Annotated in this window: 16 protein-coding genes; 8 read left to right on the top strand and 8 right to left on the bottom strand. The window is 65.5% G+C overall.

The genetic code is table 11. The annotated features are described in order from the left end of the window. Positions 1–35: 35 nt before the first annotated feature. From JXA24_04080 to JXA24_04045, 8 genes are all read right to left on the bottom strand, one after another. Positions 36–2,483, bottom strand: a complete 2,448-nt coding sequence (locus JXA24_04080) for a PAS domain S-box protein (GenBank protein MBN1282932.1) — start codon at positions 2,481–2,483, stop codon at positions 36–38. 49 nt (positions 2,484–2,532) lie between these two features. Then, complete coding sequence (gene gpmA / locus JXA24_04075) at positions 2,533–3,279, bottom strand: 2,3-diphosphoglycerate-dependent phosphoglycerate mutase (GenBank protein ID MBN1282931.1); 747 nt, start codon at positions 3,277–3,279, stop codon at positions 2,533–2,535. Between the two features lie 243 nt (positions 3,280–3,522). Continuing rightward, positions 3,523–3,969 carry a hypothetical protein gene (locus tag JXA24_04070; GenBank protein ID MBN1282930.1) on the bottom strand — a complete coding sequence of 149 codons (447 nt, stop codon included), beginning with the start codon at positions 3,967–3,969 and terminating at the stop codon, positions 3,523–3,525. A gap of 57 nt (positions 3,970–4,026) precedes the next feature. Next, positions 4,027–4,506, bottom strand: coding sequence for a hypothetical protein (locus JXA24_04065; protein ID MBN1282929.1), 480 nt, complete (start codon positions 4,504–4,506; stop codon positions 4,027–4,029). Positions 4,507–4,516: 10 nt separating this feature from the next. After that, positions 4,517–5,302, bottom strand: coding sequence for a TrkA C-terminal domain-containing protein (locus tag JXA24_04060; protein ID MBN1282928.1), 786 nt, complete (start codon positions 5,300–5,302; stop codon positions 4,517–4,519). A gap of 59 nt (positions 5,303–5,361) precedes the next feature. Continuing rightward, positions 5,362–5,532, bottom strand: a complete 171-nt coding sequence (locus JXA24_04055; GenBank protein MBN1282927.1) for a hypothetical protein — start codon at positions 5,530–5,532, stop codon at positions 5,362–5,364. A gap of 261 nt (positions 5,533–5,793) precedes the next feature. Continuing rightward, a complete protein-coding gene (locus tag JXA24_04050) occupies positions 5,794–6,294 on the bottom strand; it encodes a ferritin (protein MBN1282926.1) in 501 nt (166 codons plus the stop codon). A gap of 59 nt (positions 6,295–6,353) precedes the next feature. Continuing rightward, positions 6,354–7,109, bottom strand: a complete 756-nt coding sequence (locus JXA24_04045) for a Nif3-like dinuclear metal center hexameric protein (GenBank protein MBN1282925.1) — start codon at positions 7,107–7,109, stop codon at positions 6,354–6,356. Between the two features lie 306 nt (positions 7,110–7,415). Here JXA24_04045 and JXA24_04040 point away from each other — a divergent pair, with 306 nt between their 5' ends. The 8 genes from JXA24_04040 to JXA24_04005 form a co-directional block, all read left to right on the top strand. Further along, positions 7,416–8,759: a TolC family protein gene (locus JXA24_04040; GenBank protein ID MBN1282924.1), complete on the top strand. Its 1,344-nt coding sequence runs from the start codon at positions 7,416–7,418 to the stop codon at positions 8,757–8,759. Further along, a complete protein-coding gene (locus JXA24_04035) occupies positions 8,743–9,927 on the top strand; it encodes an efflux RND transporter periplasmic adaptor subunit (protein MBN1282923.1) in 1,185 nt (394 codons plus the stop codon). Before JXA24_04040 ends, JXA24_04035 begins: the two co-directional genes overlap by 17 nt. 56 nt (positions 9,928–9,983) lie before the next feature. Continuing rightward, positions 9,984–13,229 carry a multidrug efflux RND transporter permease subunit gene (locus tag JXA24_04030; GenBank protein MBN1282922.1) on the top strand — a complete coding sequence of 1,082 codons (3,246 nt, stop codon included), beginning with the start codon at positions 9,984–9,986 and terminating at the stop codon, positions 13,227–13,229. A 10-nt stretch (positions 13,230–13,239) separates the two neighbouring features. Then, a complete protein-coding gene (locus JXA24_04025) occupies positions 13,240–13,713 on the top strand; it encodes a hypothetical protein (GenBank protein MBN1282921.1) in 474 nt (157 codons plus the stop codon). A 195-nt stretch (positions 13,714–13,908) separates the two neighbouring features. Further along, complete coding sequence (locus tag JXA24_04020; GenBank protein ID MBN1282920.1) at positions 13,909–15,552, top strand: HEAT repeat domain-containing protein; 1,644 nt, start codon at positions 13,909–13,911, stop codon at positions 15,550–15,552. A 41-nt stretch (positions 15,553–15,593) separates the two neighbouring features. Beyond that, on the top strand, positions 15,594–16,979 hold the full coding sequence (locus JXA24_04015; GenBank protein MBN1282919.1) for an OmpA family protein: 1,386 nt from the start codon (positions 15,594–15,596) through the stop codon (positions 16,977–16,979). Continuing rightward, positions 16,979–17,266: a hypothetical protein gene (locus JXA24_04010; protein ID MBN1282918.1), complete on the top strand. Its 288-nt coding sequence runs from the start codon at positions 16,979–16,981 to the stop codon at positions 17,264–17,266. Before JXA24_04015 ends, JXA24_04010 begins: the two co-directional genes overlap by 1 nt. Before the next feature lie 33 nt (positions 17,267–17,299). After that, positions 17,300–19,141: hypothetical protein (locus tag JXA24_04005; GenBank protein ID MBN1282917.1), on the top strand; the 1,842-nt coding region annotated here is incomplete at its 3' end.

Raw genomic sequence — 19,141 nt, 5'->3', positions numbered from 1 at the left:
GGTCCACCTCCCTGCGAAATATCGATCAAAAATCCTCAGCGTGCAAGGGGCAAAAGGACGGTGAATGTCGCGCCCTTTCCCTCGCCATCGGAACGGCCGCTCACCGCGCCTCCGTAGAGCTCCGCGGTCTCCCTGCATATCGAAAGCCCTAGCCCCACCCCCTCTGTCGCGGGGTTCCGCTGGAAGAACTTCTCGAATATGAGGCCCATATCCCCGGAGGATATGCCCCTGCCGGTGTCGGACACGGAGATCTCGGCCATCCCGCCCGCCCTTCTCGCTGCCACGGAGACCCTGCCCCTGTCGGTGAACTTTATCGCATTCTCGACGAGGTTTCTGAGGATGGTCTCCATGTCCCCGGCCTCCACGGCGACTTCGTCGGCGGCGACGTCCAGGTCCAGCGACAGATCGATCCCCTTTACCCCGGCCTGGTCGCGCAGCTTATCCAGGACCGCCTCAGCCGTGCCCCTGAGCGAACATGACCCCTTAGGCCTCGCGCGCCTTTGACCGATCATGTCGTCCAGCTCGTAGACCTTGAGTATCTTGCCCACGTCCTCCTGCATCGTGCGTAGGTTCCTCTCAATGATGCCGTGGGCCCCGTCGATGCCCGACATGTCTCCGATCTTCGCCGCCCTGGCGAGCACCTCCAGCGCCATGGCCGTGGTGGCGATCGGGGTCTTGAGGCTGTGGGAGACGTCGCGGATGAGGTTCGCCCTTATCCGCTCCAGCCTCTTTCGCCCGGTGATGTCGCGGACCATGGCCTGGAGATAGGGCTCGCCCCCCAGCTCCATTCTGTTGAGGCTCACCTCCGCGTCGAACGGAGTCCCGTCCAGCCTCGTGTGCCTCCACTCGAAGAACTGGGGCGTCCCGGAATATGCCGCGGAGATGTTCTCGATGGCCTTCTCCCTGGAGTCCCGCCCGTCCGGCTGAAGGGGGGTGGAAAAGTCGTAGGGGTACTGGCCGACGATCTGCTCTCTCGTGCACCCGAACATCCTGAGCGTGCCCTCATTGCAGTCGATGAACCTGTTCCCCTGCATCAGGAATATGGCGTCGCTGGCGTTCTCGAACAGCGTCCTGAATTTGGTCTCGCTCCTCCGCAGAGCCTCCTCAGTCTTCTTGCGCTCGGTGATGTCGCGAATGAACACGACCATCCGCCTGCCGTTCACAGGCATGTAGTTGGCGCTGACCGAAACGTCCATCATGGTGCCGTCCTTGCGTCGGTGGCGGCTCTCAAAGCGGTCGTGCCCCTGCTCTCCGATTTTCTTGATGCGGGCGGCCGTCTCATCCCGGCTCTCTATCGCCTCGACGTCCGTTATGCTCATCTTCAGCAGGTCGTCCCGGCCGTATCCGATCATCCGGCAATAGGCGTCGTTGACCTCCAGGAATCGCCCCGCCATGTCCGCCACCCAGAAGCCGTCGATGGTCGTCTGAACGACGACCCTGTATTGCTCCTCCGCCCGCCTTCGCTCCGACAGCTCGCGCGCGGCGAACTCGGCGCTCCGCGCGCGCCATATCCAGAAGATCATGAAGCCGGAGGCGGCGATGGCCGCGAGCATGACCGCCAGCATCATCGCGAAGCGAGACCTCAGCGCGGAGAGGATCTCCCGCATGTCGATCTTCGACACGACCACCCATTGCGTGCCCGGCACCTCATCGATGAAGGCGAGGACCTCGACGCCCCGATAGTCATATCCCTTCACGGCGCCGCGCGAGCCCCTCACGCCCATCGCGGCCGGCAGATCGGGCGCGGAGACGGGGTGCCTGAGCAAAAGGGCGGTCCCCTTCCGATGACGCAGCTCGTTCAGGTACAGGATTTTATCGCCATCCCTTCGCACCAGCAGGGTCTCTGCCGTTGCGCTCGGGGTGGGCCATTCGCTGAGCATCCTGAAGAGGTAGAAGTCAGGATCGACCCTCAGGAAGAACGCACCCCTCGAGGGGGCGCCGCCGTCTCCGGAACCTATCGGCGCCGTGACGTCGAAGTGGATCTCGTCGATTATCCCCTTGTGGAAATCGCCGAGGTCCGGCCGCGACTCACGCATGGCATTGAGCGCTATCGCCAGCGCGTCATCGCCGATGGACCGTATCGCGCCGGAAGATGACGCCAGGATGCGGCCGCCCGAGTCGAGCAGGTATCCCTCCCTGTACTCGGTTCCCTTGCAGATTTCGGTGAGCCAGCCTTCAAAGCGTGCGCGCGCGCTTTTCGCATCGGTGCCGGACAGGATCTTTCCCAGCGCCTCGGCAACGAAGGGGTCCCGGCCGAGCACCCTCGCGTCGCGCAGCCGCCCCTCGCGCCACCTGTTGATCTGACCGATCTTGAGCTCGGCCACTGCGGCAATGGTGTCCGAGGCCATCTCGAACAGCCTGGCGCGCTGCCAGACATAATAGGCGGTGCCGGCGGCGACAACGCAGAAGGCCGCGACCACGAAGATGAGAAGCAGCTTCCTGTATTCGGACCTGTATTTGCGTTCTGTTTCCGCCTTGATCATGGCGCTCGCTTATGCGACGCAGCCGGGCGAATTGCGAAGCCCGCTCCCCTCACTTCGCCTTTCCCTGGCTCGCCACCGCCTCCATGGCCGCCCGCACCTTGTCGGGGTCGCCGAGATAGTAGCGGTTCACGGCGTTCAGGTCGTCGTCCAGCTCGTAGACCAGCGGCATCCCGGTGGGGATGTTGAGGCTGACGATCTCCCGGTCGGAGATGTCGTCGAGATACTTCACCAGGGCGCGCAGCGAGTTCCCGTGGGCCGCGATGATGACCCTCTTGCCCGCCCTGATGGTCGGCGCGATGGTCTTGTGCCAGTACGGGAGGAAGCGCTCCACCGTGTCCTTGAGGCACTCGGTGGCGGGCAGCTCCTCCTTCGTGAGCTCACTGTAGCGCGGGTCGCGGCCGGGCCAGCGCTCGTCGTCGGGCACAAGCGCCGGCGGCGGGATGTCGTAGCTGCGCCGCCAGATCTTGACCTGCTCCTCGCCGTGGGCCGCGGCCATCTCCGATTTGTTGAGCCCCTGCAGCGCGCCGTAGTGGCGCTCGTTGAGGCGCCAGGAGCGGTGCACCGGTATCCACATGAGGTCCATGTCGTCCTGCACGATCCACAGCGTCCGTATCGCGCGCTTGAGCACCGAGGTGAAGGCCACGTCGAACGTGTACCCCCCCTTGGCGAGCTCCGCAGCACCCTCGTGAGCCTCCACGATCCCCTTTTCCGAGAGGTCGACGTCGGTCCATCCGGTGAAGCGGTTCTCCCTGTTCCAGACGCTCTCCCCGTGCCTGAGCAGCACCGCCTTGTGCATCCGATCCCCCTTTGCAGAGGCCCGGAATATAGTTTCACAAAAGACGCGGTGCAAATGAAATATCGGCTGACCGGCTCGGGGCGAGCCCCTCGAATGTCTCGGGGCGAGCAGAAGGGTTGACATCCGGCCGAGCGGGTTCTAAACGGCCGCGATGCCCCATTTTCTGGAACACGCCCTGATTGACAGCGCGAAGGCGCTGCTCTTTCTGACGAGCGTCGCCGCCGGGATGTTCATTCAGCTCGTCTACAACTGACCCCTCGGGCCAGCGCTGCGCCCTCGCCTCATGAGGAAGAACGCGGCGACGGCCAGCACCGCCATCGCGACGAAGAGGCGCGTCGGGGTGACCGCGCCCTGCCGGTACTTGCCGATCACGCCTACGGCGATCCCGACCGCCGTGCCCACGACGAAGCCGTTGAGGAGCCCGATGCCCAGCGACTCGCCGACGTTGAGAGCGACATCCTCCCGGGCGGACATCCCGGCGATGAAGCTGCCGATCACCCCGCCGATCATCCCGCCGATCATGCCCAGCGCCACCGCAAGGGCCGGCCCCATGGGGAGGCCGAACGAGAGCCCGCCGGTGTGGGGCAGCGCCTCGTTGAAGTGGATCGCGAGCGCGCCGATCGCACCCCCGATGCACGATCCGCGCACCAGCCAGCCCTTCTCCCTCACGAAATTCACGATTGTCTTCATGGGCGGTGATTATGCACGAACCGGGAGCGCGTGTCGAGCGACGAACCCGTGGGCTCGCTACCTGAGCCGCACCAGCTCGTCCCACCTCTTCACGGGCCTCGAGCGCGAGAGGTACCAGACCTCGCGGTAGTCGGAGCGCGGCACCTTGAGCCCCATCTTGAAGCCGAAGAGGGTCCTCAGGTCGAAGGTCTGCGAGTAGTCCCTGATGACGAGTATTATCGGCCCGCGGTACGGGTAGTGCCTCACCTTCTCCGCCTTCTTCCGCAGGATGTCCACGAGGACCTTCACGTTGTCCTCGGCGGAGATGATGCCGTGGACCGTGCTCGGGTCGCGGCCCATGAACATCATCGCCTCCTTCTTGTCGTGGAATATGTGCGACACCTCGACGCCCACGACCTTCCTCGACGCCCGCTCCACTATCTCGAAGTCGGGCCGCTCCCGCTTCCTGAGGAACCGGTACTTGGTGCCCTTTTTGCGGTTGTAGAGCCTGAGGAAGAATGTGAGCGCCTCGCGCTCTATTCGCTCTTTCTCGTCCATATCCTGGCGCTCACTCCGATCGCGTCCTCTCGGCCGGGTCCTCCTGCCTCTCCTCCTCGACGATCTCCTTGTACTCCTCGATCGCCTCGGCGTGCTCTATGTCCCCCGACGCGCCGCTGCGGCGCTCGTCGAGCTCCATGAAGGCCGACTCGCGGCCGTAGACCACTATCGTGTCGCCTGAGAGTATGCGGCTTGCGCCGTTGGGGGCGCCGATGAACGTCCCGTCGGCCCTGGTGATGCCGAGAACGAGCACCCCCTCCTCCTCTAGGTCCACGTCGGCGAGCCTGCGGCCGGCAAGCCAGTCCTCAGGCTCCACGAAGAGCTCCGCCACCTTGTACTCGCCGGCCATGTGCAGAAGCGACGAGTAGTCCTTCACGTCCAGGCTCGTGTACCTCTTGAGCGCCCACCCGATCAGCGCTGAGAGGCGACGATCGACCCAGCCGCTGGTCGCCACGAACCAGATGGCGCCGAGCCCCGCGAAGAGGGCAACGAGCTTGAGGAGGACCGAATCGCCCGCCGCCCTGATGTTGAGGAGGGCGACCACGAGCGAGGCGACCACGGTGATGATGCCTGCGTTGCCGAAGAGCATGAGTATCATCACTATGCGCCTGCGCACCGGGTGATTCACTATCTGCTCCGACTCCTGGGTGGTGAATCCCACGCCCGCGAAGGCCGATCTGGCCTGGAAGCGCGCCACCTCGCGGCTCATCCCGGTGAAGGTGAGCGCCACCGTGGCGATCCTCGTGACGAGGACCGATAGGGATACGATGACCAGCAGCGATATGATCGGGATCATCTCATGAACTACATACAGAAAAACAGCCCCCTTTTCAATCGTGGCCTTTCAAAGCGGGATCAGGCGAAATCGGTGGGTTCGTGATCGCCCTCGCCGCCCTTTGAATCGTCCGCAGATGCGGAAAGGTTCACGAGCGAGCGGTCGGGGATATACGACGACAGGCACAGCGAGGCAATCAGGACAGCTGCGACGACGCACGCCACGAGCCACAGGAAATCAAACCCAGACATGTGTCTTCCTTGAAACTTCATGCCTCCTCCTTCCAACTTATATTTCAAGCAACATCCGTGCCAAGAACTGAAATATAAACAAAATACTTAACTAATTGAAATATAAATGAATTTAGAAATGAATAGATGGGGACACCCGCTGAGGCAGGTAAAATCTGACCGAAAGTGTCAAATTATCCTACAGTTGGCGTAAATAGCGACAAAAACGGCACCCCCTCTCGGAAGTGCCGTTATTATCACTATCTGAGGGCAGGTCCCCTCTTACCTGTTGTGCTTCTTCATCACCTCGATGTCCTCGGCGATGGCCTGCAGGTCCTCCTCGTGCTCAACCTCGTCGGTGAGGATCGTGCTCACCATGTTGAAGGTGACTATGTCCCTGTCGCGCGTGAGGTCGAGCAGCTTCTGGTAAACCCCGATCGCGCACTGCTCGCCCTTTATGTTCTGCGCGAGTATCGCCTCAACGTACGGATCGTTTGGCGCATCGTAGCCGCAGTTGGTCCACTTGTACCACTCCTCGGGCTTGGTGAGCGGAGTTCCGCCCAGCTGGATGATCCGGTCGACCAGAAGCCCCGCATGCCTGAGCTCGTCCGCCGCGTGCTGCGTGAGCTCCGCCACCGTGGCCTCGCGCATCGGCCCATTAACCAGCTTGGCCCCGATGAAGTACTGGTAGTATGCGAGCCACTCGTCTGCGTACGCCTTGTTGAGCAGCTCCAGGAGCTTCCCAACGTCAAGCCCCACTATCTCGCGTCCCTTCGTCCCCATGGCACCCTCCCTTTTGAAAGTCCGTGTACACTACTATCCCTGCGCTTCTGTGTCCAGATTCATATCGAGACGGGCGCGTCTATGAAGACCGTGTCCACCCCGAAGCGCTCCCCGATGAGGGGCATGAGGGCGCGCACCCCCACCGTCTCGGTGGCATAGTGGCCCCCTATGACGAGGCTCACGCGCGCGTCCCTGGCCTCGACCACCGCCTCGTGCAGCATCTCGCCGGTGACGAAGCAGTCGAGCCCCTTTCTCACCGCTTCCGGAAAGAGGCTCGAGCCGCGGCCGCTGACGATCCCCACGGTCCTGACCGCCCCCTTTCCGTACGGCAGGGCAAGGCACCTTGCGCCGATCCCCCTCCCCAGGACCGAGGCGAGCCTGCGGAGCGGCATGGGGCGGGAAAACCTCCCCATGTATCCTATGTATGCGCCCTCGTAGCGGCCGAATCTCTCGATGCGGCCGAGCCCGAGCATCTCTGCCAGCACGATGTTGTTGCCGTATATCGGGTGCGCGTCGAGCGGCAGGTGGCACGCGTAGAGGCCCATGCGGCGCCCCTTCAGGAAGGCGATCCTGCGGCCGCGGTTGTGGGTCACGTCCCTCTTGCCCTTCCACAGGATGCCGTGGTGCACCACCACCAGATCGCACCCGGCGCGGGCCGCCTTCTCGAAGACCTCGATGGAGGCGTCCACCGCGAACCCCACCTTGCAGATCTCGCCGCGCCCCCTCACCTGCAGCCCGTTGCGCGAGCTGTCCCTGAAGGACTTGACCCTGAGCTCCCCGTTCAGAAACCTCACCACCGATCCCAGGCTTGCCATCCCCACCTCCTCCGGACGCGCATGAGAGCACACCGCCATCCAACGGTCAATGCGGACGCCGGAAAGATCCATTGTCGGTTTGACAGCACAGGGCAAATAACATATTGACCGCGCTTGTGAAATTACCGCCCAGTTCCTGAGGGAAACTGGGCGCACAGCAGCGGGACCTGCGTGCGCATACCCCTTTCTGGAAAATATTCCGCACCCCTCATCGCATCGGCCGCGGCAGCGCTCCTCTGCGGATGTCCGAGGCCGGTCCCTGAGCTCAACCCCGCAAGGCACGCATCGCAAGCGCCCGGAGTTCAGGTGGCATCGGCCCCGGCGATCGATTCGGCGATGGAGCGGAGGATCGAAAGGGAGATGCAGCCCCCGCTGGAGCCTGCGCCGCAGGGCGGAGAGGCGCTCACCCTCGCCGACCTCATAGACGCAGCGCTTCTCAGCAACGACTCCACGAGAATCGCCTGGGCGCAGGCAAAGGCGCGCGCAGCGGGCTGGGCCAGGGCCAGGTCGCCCTACTACCCCACGATCGACGGGGGGGTCGAGGCGACCGCGGGCAAGATCCAGCAGCTCGGCACCAGCGACAGGTCGTACGTGCAGATGGGGGTGGGGCTTTCGTACCTGCTGCTCGACTTCGGGGGCCGCAGCGCAAAGGCGGCCGCCGCCCGCGAGGCGCTCGCCGCCGCGAACTGGTCCCACAACCAGGCGATACAGGACGTGCTCCGCGACGTGCCCAAGGCATACTACACTCACCTGGCCGACGCAGCGCGCGTGAAGGCCGCGGAGCAGGACCTCAGGGAGGCGGCCACGACGCTCGCGGCCACCGAGGCGCGGAGGCGGGCGGGCGCGAGCACCGTCTCCGACGTGCTGCAGGCCCGCGCGCGCGAGGCCCGTGTGAAGCTCGATCTCGCCTCCGCGAAGGGTGCGAAGGAGATATCCAGGGGCGCGCTCGCGACGGTCGTGGGCTGGCCCGCAAACGTCCCCCTCTCGGTGGGCGAGGAGCTCGGCGACCCGCCGGTGCGAAAGCTCGGCACGAACGTGGACTCGCTGATCGCGGATGCGGGCGAGGCGAGGCCGGACATCGGCGCGGCCCAGGCGCTGGTGAGGCAGAGGGAGTCCGAGATGCGCGCGGCGCGCTCGCTGCCCTTCCCCAAGCTCACGGGCACAGGGACCCTCGGCTGGTTCAGGTCCAGGAGCGTGGAGGAGGCCACCGCCTACGGCGGGCTCAGGCTCGAGATCCCGATATTTCACGGCTTCGACATGGAGAACGCGCTCCGCGAGGCCCGCTACGACCTGGAGGCGGCAAAGGCGCAGCTCAAGCTCGCAAACGATACGGTGGTGAAGGAGGTCTGGGACGCGTACCAGAACTATGTGACCGCGGTCGAGAGCCTCTCGGCCAGCCGCGCCCTCATGGCCTCAGCGAGCGAGTCGTTCGACGCATCGTCGGCGCGCTACAGGGAGGGCGCGGCGGACATCGTCGAGCTCCTCAACGCGCAGTCGACTCTCGCCGACGCGCGCGCGCAGCTCATCGACTCGAAGTCGGCGATCTACACCTCCTACGCCGACCTCGTGCGCGCGGTGGGCGAGAGGATCCCGGAGCCGTCCGGCGCGGCGGAGGGGGAAAGGGAAACGACCTATGGTGAGAATCGGTAGGTACGAGCTCGGCGGGAGGTGGCTCACCAGGCGCAGGCTGATCTTCGGCGCGATCCTCCTCTTCGCACTGCTCGCGTACATGCACTATAAGGAGCAGCTCATGATCATGGGCCGGGCCACGGTCACGGTCGCGCCGGTCGTGAAAAAGAGCGTGCCGATATACATCGACTACGTGGGCACCACCGCCGCGAAGATGACCGTGGACATAAGAGCGAGGGTCGAGGGGTTTCTCGTTGAGCGGAATTTCGTGGAGGGCGACGACGTGAAGGAGGGGGACCTCCTCTACGTGATAGACCCCAGGCCCTACGAGGCGGCGCTGGCCGAGGCGAAGGGGCAGCTCGCCCGCGACGAGGCGGAGCTCGCCTTCGCCAAGGAGCAGGTCGAGCGGTACCGGGGCCTCTCTGAGAAGGACTACGTCTCCAGGGAGAACTTCGACAACCTGGTCACCTCCATGCAGGAGGCCGCGGCCCGCGTCGAGTCGAGCGCCGGCGCCGCCGAGCAGGCGAGCCTCAACCTCGGCTACTGCCGGGTCTACGCCCCCTTCGACGGCAGGTTGGGGCGCACGCTCGTGAACGTGGGCAACCTCGTGGGAAAGGGCGAGGCCACGAAGCTCGCCACCATCGTGCTGCTCGACCCCATCTACGTCTACTTCAGCCCGAGCGACGAGGAGTCCCACAGGATCGTCGAGCATATGGCGCGCTCGGAGCTTTCGGTCGGCATATCGTTCGCCGACGGGGAGCAGTGCCCCCACATGGGGACCCTCGAGTTCGTGGACAACCAGGTCGATGCGGGCACGAGCACCGTGGCCATGCGCGCCACGGTCCCCAACCCGGAGAAGACGCTGCTGCCGGGCGTGTACGTGAACGCCCGCCTCTTCCTGAGCGAATCCGAGGAGGCGCTGCTCATCCCCGAGAAGGCGCTCGCCGCCGACCAGATCGGCCAGTACGTCATGGCGCTCGAGGCGGGCAGCGTGGCCAAGAGGGTCTACGTCTCAAGCGGCGCGAAATACGACGGCATGCGGGCGGTGACCGGCGCCCTCTCGCCCGGCGAAGAGGTGATAATCGAGGGGCTGCAGCTGGTGAAGCCGGGCGACACCGTGACCGCGAAGAGCGCCGCGGCAGGGGAGACCATGCAGGCGATCGTCCACAGGGCGATACTGGGGAGATGACGCCGAGAGCGTCATCGGCCATTTCATGGCCTCGCAATGACAGACAGGTGAATCGAATGTTCGTGGATTTTTTCATAAAGAGGCCCAAGTTCTCCACGGTGATCTCGCTGGTGATCGTGCTGGCCGGCGTGGTGTGCATACCGCTCCTGCCGGTCGCCCAGTTCCCCCAGATCACGCCGCCGGTCGTGCAGGTCTCGGCCACCTACACGGGCGCCAGCGCCGAGGTCGTGGAGAAGAGCGTGACCCAGCCGCTGGAGCAGCAGATCAACGGCACCCCCGGCATGCTCTACATGTCCTCGATCAGCGGCAACGACGGCTCCTCGAACATCACGGTCACGTTCGAGGTGGGCTACGACCAGGACATCGCCGCGGTGGACGTGCAGAACCGCGTCAACATCGCGCTCCCCCGCGTCCCGGAGGACGTGCGCAAGTACGGCGTCACCACGCAGAAGAAGTCCAGCAACTTCATCCTCATCGCCACCCTCTTTGCGACCGACAACCGCTACGACGAGCTGTTCCTCTCCAACTACGCCTCCATCAACGTGGTGGACGTGCTCAAGCGAATCCCGGGCGTGGGCGACGTGATCATATTCGGCGAGCGGGCCTACTCCATGCGCTTCTGGCTCGACCCGGACCGGCTCACCGGGATGGGCCTCGCGGTGCAGGACGTGGTGGGGGCGATCCAGGACCAGAACGTGCAGGTGGCCGCGGGCGGGCTGGGCCAGCCTCCCAGCTCCGACAGCGTCGCGTTCCAGTACACGATAACCACGAAGGGCCGCCTCGAGGATGTGGAGGAGTTCAGGGACATCGTCGTGCGGACCGCAGCGGACGGATCGGTCGTGAGGATCCGCGACGTGGCCGACGTCGAGCTCGGTGCGGAGAACTACCAATGGTCGTTCGAGCTCAACGGCAAGAGCTGCGCGGGCATAGGCGTGTTCCAGCTCGCCGGCGCCAACGCCGTGGCGATATCGCGCCAGGCGAGGCAGACGCTGGAGGAGCTCTCCGCGCGCTTCCCCGAGGGGCTCGCCTACTCGATCCCCTACGACACCACGATGTTCGTGAAGGAGTCGATCAAGGAGGTCGTGATCACGCTCGTGCTCGCGGTGCTGCTGGTGATCGCGGTGATCTACGTGTTCCTTCAGGACTGGCGGTCGACGCTGATCCCCTCGATCACCATACCGGTCTCGCTCATCGGCACCTTCGGCGTCATGATGGCGTTCGGCTTCTCGATCAACACCCTCACCCTCTTCGGGCTCGTGCTCGCCATAGGCACGGTGGTCGACGACGCGATCGTCGTCGTGGAGAACACCTCGCGGCTCATCGAGCAGGAGGGTCTCCGCGGGCTCGACGCGGCCATGAAGGGCATGGCCGAGGTGGTGGGGCCGGTCATCGCCACGACCCTCGTGCTCTTCGCGGTCTTCGTGCCGGTGGCCTTCATGCCCGGCATATCGGGGCAGCTCTACAGGCAGTTCGCGCTCACCATCGCGTTCGCGGTCGGCATCTCCACGGTCTGCGCGCTCACCATCGCGCCCGCCCTCTGCGCGATCGTGCTCAGGCCCAAGCCCGCGAAGCAGGGCCCTCTCTTCACCGGCTTCAACAAGGGGTTCGGCCTCTCCAGCGGCCTGTACCAGACGCTGGTCGGCCGCCTGGTCGGCAGGTGGAAGGCGGTGCTGGTCCTCTTCCTCGCGCTGATGGGCATCACATGGTTCCTTGCCGGGCATGTGCCGACCGCCTTCGTGCCCGACGAGGACATGGGCTACTTCTACATCATAGCGCAGGGGCCGGAGGGCATGTCCCTTTCGCGCTCCATGGCGACGAGCGACAGGATAGAGGGGATGGTCAGGTCCCGGGGAGAGGTCGAGGACGTCCTCACGATCGCGGGCTACAACATGATAAACGGCGCCCTCGACTCGAGCGCCACGACCTTCATCGTGACGCTCAAGGAGTGGTCTGAGCGCAGGGGCGCCGGATCGAGCGTCGAGGCGGTCATGGAGAGGGTCCAGATGGACCTCTTCGGCCTCGAGGAGATGCTCGCCTTCACATTCAACCCGCCCCCGATAGAGGGGCTCTCCACCACCGGCGGCTTCCAGTTCGAGCTGCAGGACAGGGGCGGCGGCGACATCCGCGCCCTCGACGACCTTTCGAAGAAGATGATCGGAGCGTCCAGGCATGACCCGGCGCTCGCGCACCTCTCCAAGACCTTCAAGGTCGACTACCCGCAGCTCTACATCGACCTCGACCGCACCAAGGCCAAAACCCTGGGCATCGCGATCACCGACATATTCAACACCCTGCAGGCCTACCTCGGCTCGTTCTACGTGAACGACTTCAACAAGTTCGGCAGGGTCTACCGCGTCTTCGTCCAGGCCAAGGACCGCTTCCGCGCCGACGTGGGCGACATCTCCAGGCTCTACGTCCGCTCCGCCTCGGGCGATCTCGTGCCCCTGTCGGCGCTGGTCGGCGTGAGGAGGATCACCGGGCCGCAGACGATCACGCGCTACAACCTCTACCGCAGCGTCGAGCTCAACGGGGCGCCGGCGCCCGGACACAGCTCCGGCGAGGCGATAGCGGCGATGGAGCGGCTGGCAAAGAGGATCCTCCCGGCCGGCTACGGCTTCGAGTGGACAGGAACGGCGCTGCAGGAGATAAAGTCCGCGGGGCTGGCCCCTCTCATCTTCGCGCTCTCCATCGCCTTCGTCTTCCTCTTCCTCGCGGCCCAGTACGAGAGCTGGGCCCTGCCGCTGGTGATCATGATGGCGGTGCCGCTGGCCATACTCGGGGCGCTGGGGGCCCAGTTCTGGCGCGGCCTGTACAACGACATATACTGCCAGATAGGCCTGGTGATGCTGGTCGGGCTCGCCAGCAAGAACTCGATCCTGCTCATCGAGTTCGCCAAGGACAAGCGCGATGCGGGCGCCACGATCGTGGAGGCGGCGGTCGAGGCGGCACGCGTGAGGCTGAGGCCCATCCTCATGACCGCGCTCTCCGCGATCTTCGGCTTCATACCGCTGGTGCTCGCCGCGGGCGCCGGCGCCGCCTCGCGCCACTCGCTGGGCACCGCGGTGTTCGGCGGGGTGATCGCCTCGACCGTGCTCACCCTCGGCATCGTGCCGGTGATATACGTGGTGGTCCAGGGGCTCGCCGAGAGGGGACTGTCCGGGGCCGACGTCGCTCTCGCCGCAAGGCAGATGCGAGACTGGGGCAGGGCCGGCTGGAGATGGTCCTGTGCCGCTTACGCATGGGTGAGGGCGCGCCGTGCCCGTCGCGCAGCGGGCACAGGGGAACTGCAGGCAGAGGACTAGGGAGGGATCGATGAAGATGATGAGGTTGTCCGTGAAGTCCGTCGTGTTCGCGGCGGAGAAGATATTCTCCGAGTTCGCCCTGCTCGCCGCGATCTTCTCCATGATGTTCGCCGGGGAGATAGGCGCGCGCGCGTGGCGCGGCATGCTCTACAACTTCCGCGTGATCTACGCCTTCGGCAGGGCCTACGCCCTCGACGCCCCCTTCGACGAGTTCGTGGCGGGGCTGAAAGGCGGGGTCGCGGCGGCCGTAGACAGGGCCTCGGCCAACATAAAGTCCGACCCGAGGGACGTCTTTTTGGCCCTGCTCGCCGCCTACATCGGCTTCAAGCTCGCCGCCTTCCTCCTCCGCCTCATGAGGAAGAGGCTTCTGTGCAAAAGGTGCCCCGGAGAGGGGCCGCCCAAGGAAGAACGCCGCCCCGCCGGCAGGGGCCGCACCTACGAGCAGCTGTACGACGAGCCCGATTCGACCGCGCACCACCGCTGAATAAGGACGTGTCGCTTTTGATACCCCTGCTGCCGCAGGGTCCGTTGCGGCCCCTATTTATTATCATTATTTTTTTACATAGTTATCAAAGCAATTGAGAAGGCCTTGAACATGTGGCATCTTTTCAGACTGTTCTTCCATGTTCCGGGCGATGATGATAAGCTCATTTCATATATATAACACCAGGGGGCGGTCATGAACTCCCAGTTGGTCACGCTGTTTGCGTCGCTCGCACTCGTCCTCACATCCTGCACAGGCGCGCCCGGGACAGGGGCCGAGGCAGGCTCGCCGGCCGGCGCCGAATCGACCTTGCAGGCCCGGAGATCCTACTCCGCCGCGGCACGCCGCTTCGTCTCGGACCTGGAGGCGAGGCTCGACTCCCGTGAAGAGGAGGCGCTCGAGGAGGAAGCGGCGCAGGAAGCCCACGATGAGGAGCGCGTCGTTCGCGGCGCCGTTGACACGACCCTCGGCGTGATTCTGTCGCTCGATCCCGCAAAGGACCGCGATGAGATCGCGGATCTCGGCTCCGACCTCTCCCGCATGGGGCCGATCGCGCTGGATACCGTAATTCGAATGCTGGATGAGGCGAGGCCCGCGCAGCAGCGGCAGGCGCTCGTCCGCGCGCTCGCCTCGTTCAAGGGCGAGAGGGCAGCGCAGGCGCTCTATCGGCACGCGGTGGGCGGCGACGCGAAGCTCTCAGACGAGGCCAGGGACGCTCTCGCAAGGGGCGAGGCCCTCAAGGACCGCGCAGCGCGCGAGGCGGTGAGGGCAAGCGCCGCACAGGACGCGCGGGGCGCAGATGCAGGCGCGGGCTACAAGAGGGGCGCCGTCTCGGTGCTGGGCGCGCTCGGCGGCGAGGATGCGCTCTCCGAGATCGGCTCGGTGCTGAGATCTTCCGGCGACCCCGAGGCCAGGCGCGAGGCGGTGGCCGCGCTCGGCGCCATCGAAGCCGACGGCGCGATCCCCATGCTGTACGACGTGCTTGAGTCCGACCCGCAGCTGCGCACTGAGGCCGCCCGCGCGCTCGGCAGAAAGGGTACCGAGGAGACGGCCCTAGAGTTCGGCCGCATCCTCTCGGCCCCGGAGAGCGCCCCTGAGATGAGGGTCGCGGCCGTGGCGGGGCTGGGCGCGGACAACTCGCGGCTGGCGCGCGACATCCTCATAGCGGTCCTTCGGGACGCAAGCCATCCGCGCGCGGTCCACCAGGCAGCGGTCGACGAGCTCGCCAGGGGCTATGCCGACGCCCACGCCGCCGAGGTAGCGCTCTTTGCGCGCGTATTCGAGTCCACGCAGGCCGAGCACCTGCCGCAGATGATGCAGCCGCTCATCGCCCGCGGCGGCGACGCGGCGGTCGACCTGCTCGCGCAGCGCTACGGGGTCATGAAGCCTCTGAAGAAGATCCACGCGATCCGCTCGATCGGCCGCGTGGGCGGCGACCGCGCATTCGACACCCTGCTCTCACTCATGCAGAGGGAGCCGGACGCGGCGCTGGCGCGCGAGATCGTCTCGGTCGTGGGCCGCTTCCAGGGCGAGCGCTTCGCGGAGCCGGTCTTGCGGCTCCTCAAGACCGTGGCCCTCGCCTCCGAGGACAGGCAGGCGCGGGTCGAGGCGCTGAGAAGGATGGGTGAGGTCTCCCCCGCCGAGGCGGCCTCGCTGGCCTCGCAGCTCATAATGTCCGAGGCGGACGACTCGATCGTCATTGCGGGCATAGACATACTGAGGAGATACGGGGGCCCCGATAGCGGCCGCAGGCTGCTCGAGCTGGCCTCCATGGGAAAGAGCGAACAGGTGGTCGCAAAGGCGAACTCGGCGATTGACGAGATACGCGCAAGGCAGTAGAAGTAGGAGCTTAGAGTTCGTGAAGGGGGGCGCGGGCTCATATGAAAAACCCAGTTGCGATGCCGTGGTCTTCGGCGCTGCGCGCCCTGCCTGCCTTGTCCGTTTGCATCCTCGCCCTCTGCCTTATCACCGCGAAGCCGGCGCAGGCGGCCGACCGCTTCAATTTCCTCAGGGTCCGTCCCAACGCTGACCTCGGAAACTACTTCTTCGTGCAGGAGTCTCGCAGCCTGCCGCAGCTCGGCTTCACGCTGGGCACCTCGCTCCTCTACTACGACGAGCCGCTCAACATCGACATGGTGACCGAGATCGTCCGCCGCACCGGCAGGACCACTAGCGTCGCCACGAAGGACGGGGTGGACGGGCCCCTCTTCCAGTGGTTCTACGGCGCGCTGGGATTCGTGGACTGGTTTTCGCTGGGCTTCGACATCCCCCTCTTCTACACCTACAGATACACCTGGTCGGACGCTGCGGGCCGCTACTCGGGCCGCGAGTACGGCTCCGCGGGGGACTTGAACCTCTTCGCCAAGTTCAGGATCCTCGATCTCGACGAGTACCCCGTCGGCATCGCCTTCATGCCGTCGGTGACCGCGCCCACGGGCAGGGAGTCGCACTTCCTCGGCGACAGCGGGGTCACCGGCGAGGCCCGCCTCATCGTGGAGATAAAGCCCGCTGACAGGCTCACCATGGCGGCCAACGTGGCCTTCCAGACCAGGGAGAAGGTGCAGATCGGCGACTTCTCGTTCCGCGACGTGCTCAAGATCGCAGCTGCGGCGAACCTGCGCGTGGCAAAGTCCACCTCGATCATAGCCGAGATCGAGACCCAGACCGCGACCGGCGACTTCTACGGCTCCCGCTCCACCTCGCCCGCAGAGGCGCGGCTGGGCGCAAGGCACAAGTTCGAAAACGGCCTCTCCGTGGGCGGCGGCGGCTCCGTCGGCCTCGTCCACGGCGGCGGCATGCCCCGCTACGCCGGATTCGTGAATCTTGCGTACACGCATAGGCCCGCTCCCAGGGAGCACGCGAGGATCGGGCCGCTGGACGAGGCGCCGTCGTGCACGAGGCTCGCCGCCGACGGCGAGCCCGGCCGCTACACGTTCCTCTGCGAGGTCTACTTCGACTTCGACGACGCTACGATCTCCCCCGAGGACCGCGGCGTGGTCGAGGCCATAGCGGAGCACATAGCCGCGGGCAAAGGCACGGTCGCCGTGGAGGTCCGCGGCTGGACCGATACAACGGGAACGAAGCAGTACAACAGGGGACTGGCCGGCCGCCGCGCAGAGGCGCTCGCTGCCGCGATCGAGGGCGAGCTCGCCCGCACCGGAGGCCAGGCGCAGTTCCGCAAGCTCGCCGTCGGCGAGGACAGCGTGTCGGCGCCGAGCGAGGCGCGCAGGGCAGAGGTGCTCACGATGGCAGGCGGGGGCCTCTGATGAGGGAGGGCATCATGCGGCGCATGGACACGAAAACAGCGAGGGGCGTCTTCGCAGTCGTAGCCCTGGCGGCGCTGGCCGCAATCACCGCGTGCGGCGGAGACATCACCGTGACCGATGAGATCGTCATCCCCGAGCCGCCCCCCTCCGACGCCCGCTCCGCTGGCGTGCTCTCCGGCTTCAGCTACTCCAGGGGCGGAGAGCGTTACAAGATTATACAGACGCTCGGCAGCCCGACCGCTGAGACCCTGCAGTCGAGCGCCGACGGGAGATACGAGGTGAAGTGATACTTGGCCCCCGCGCGGGGCCGGGAGGTGGTCATGAAGAGGACGACATCGGCCGTTGCCGCATCGATTCTCGCCGCAGCGCTCGCCTGGAGCGCGACCCTGTGGGCCGCCCCGCCCACGCCGGTGGATCCGGTGCTCACCTACCAGGGCAGCGTCTTCGTCGACGACCGCCCCTTCGAGGGCACGGGCAGGTTCAAGCTCGTCATCGTCGACGGCGCGGGGACCTCTCTCTGGAGCAACGACGGCACGAGCTTGGACGGCGCCGAGCCGACCGGCTCGGTCGCGGTGCCTGTGGACGAGGGGATATTCCAGGTCCTGCTCGGCAGCGCATCCATACCGGGCATGCAGGTCATCGACCCAGCGATCTTCAACACCACGAGCGTCCTCACCCTCAAGTCGTGGTTCAACGACGGCGTCTCCGGCTTCGCCGAGCTCACCCCGCCCATCCGCATAACCGCCTCGGTCTATTCGTTGAACACGCAGTATTTCAGGGGATACGAGCCGATCGACTTCTTCCTGCAGACCGACCAGATCATCTCCAGCCAGATCGCGCCCGGCGCCGTGGACAACGCGGCCATAGCGACAGGCGCGGTGGGCGGCGCACAGATCGCCGCGGGATCGGTCACCCCCGACAAGATCACCGCCTTCTCCAACGCGAACAACAACTTCACCATCGGCAGCGGGGCTGCGGCAACCAACGTCATCTACGCGAACCAGGGCGCGGCGAACAACCCGGGCCTTCGCTTCGACGACGCGACCGTCAAGTGGCAGTACTCCAACGACGGAACGACGTGGAACGACATCGGCGGCGGAGGCGGCGGCGGAGTGAACCCCGGGCTCATCAACGAGCTCGCCTACTATGCGGCGGCGGGAAGCACCGTCTCAGGGCTTTCGACCGCGGCCAACGGGGTGCTCGCGACCAGCGGCGCCGGCGTGCCGTCGATCGCAAGCGCGCTGCCTGCGGCGGTCCAGGGCAACATCACCGCCCTGGGCACGGTCGCCAGCGGCGTCTGGAACGGCACCGCAATACTCGACGCCTACATCGCGGACGCACTCACGATCAGCGGCGGCACGGTGAACAACTCGGCGATAGGCGCAACCACCGCATCTACAGGTACATTCACCGACCTCGTCTCGCAGAACGACACGGCCGTCCAGGGAGGCGACGTGACGATAGGCCAGGGCACGGTGGCCTATGCGGGCAGGGTCGTCCTGCACGACGCCGATGCGGGCGACTCCTTCACCACCACGCTCATGTCCGCGGCAGACGTGGGGGCGAGCTGGTCTCTGATCCTGCCCGCCGCCGACGGCACTGCCGGCCAGGCGCTCACTACGAACGCCGGCGGCCAGCTCGGCTGGTCCGACGTGGGCTCGGGGGATTTCAAGGCCGACGGCACCGTTGCCATGACGGGGGACCTCAACGTCGGGGATTTCAATATCATCAACGTCGGCGACATCGCCCTGGACTCGATATCGGCTGACGACGGCAGCTCGTTCAGCATGGGCAGCAACTGGACCAACGCCGGCAGAACGGTGGCCGATCTCGGCACAGTGACCACCGCAGACATAAACGGCGGGACGATGGACGGCGTTAATATAGGCCTTGTGACAGCGGGAGACGGGACTTTTGATGACCTTGTAGCGACGACCTTTTTGCTCGGCGCCTCGAACCAGGGCGACATCCTCTACGACAACGGCACGAGCATCGTGAGGCTCGTGCCCGGAGCCAGCGGACAGTTTCTCCAGACGCAGGGCGCCGGCGCAAATCCGCAGTGGGCAGCTGCAGGAACAGGCGATGTAGTGGGACCTGCGGGCGCTACTGACAATGCTATCACCCGGTTTGACACGGCTACCGGCAAACTCATTCAGAACAGC

The sequence above is a fragment of the Pseudomonadota bacterium genome (assembly GCA_016927275.1).
GTDB lineage: Bacteria > UBA10199 > UBA10199 > 2-02-FULL-44-16 > JAAZCA01 > JAFGMW01.
This window is presented reverse-complemented; position numbering and strand designations above follow the sequence as displayed.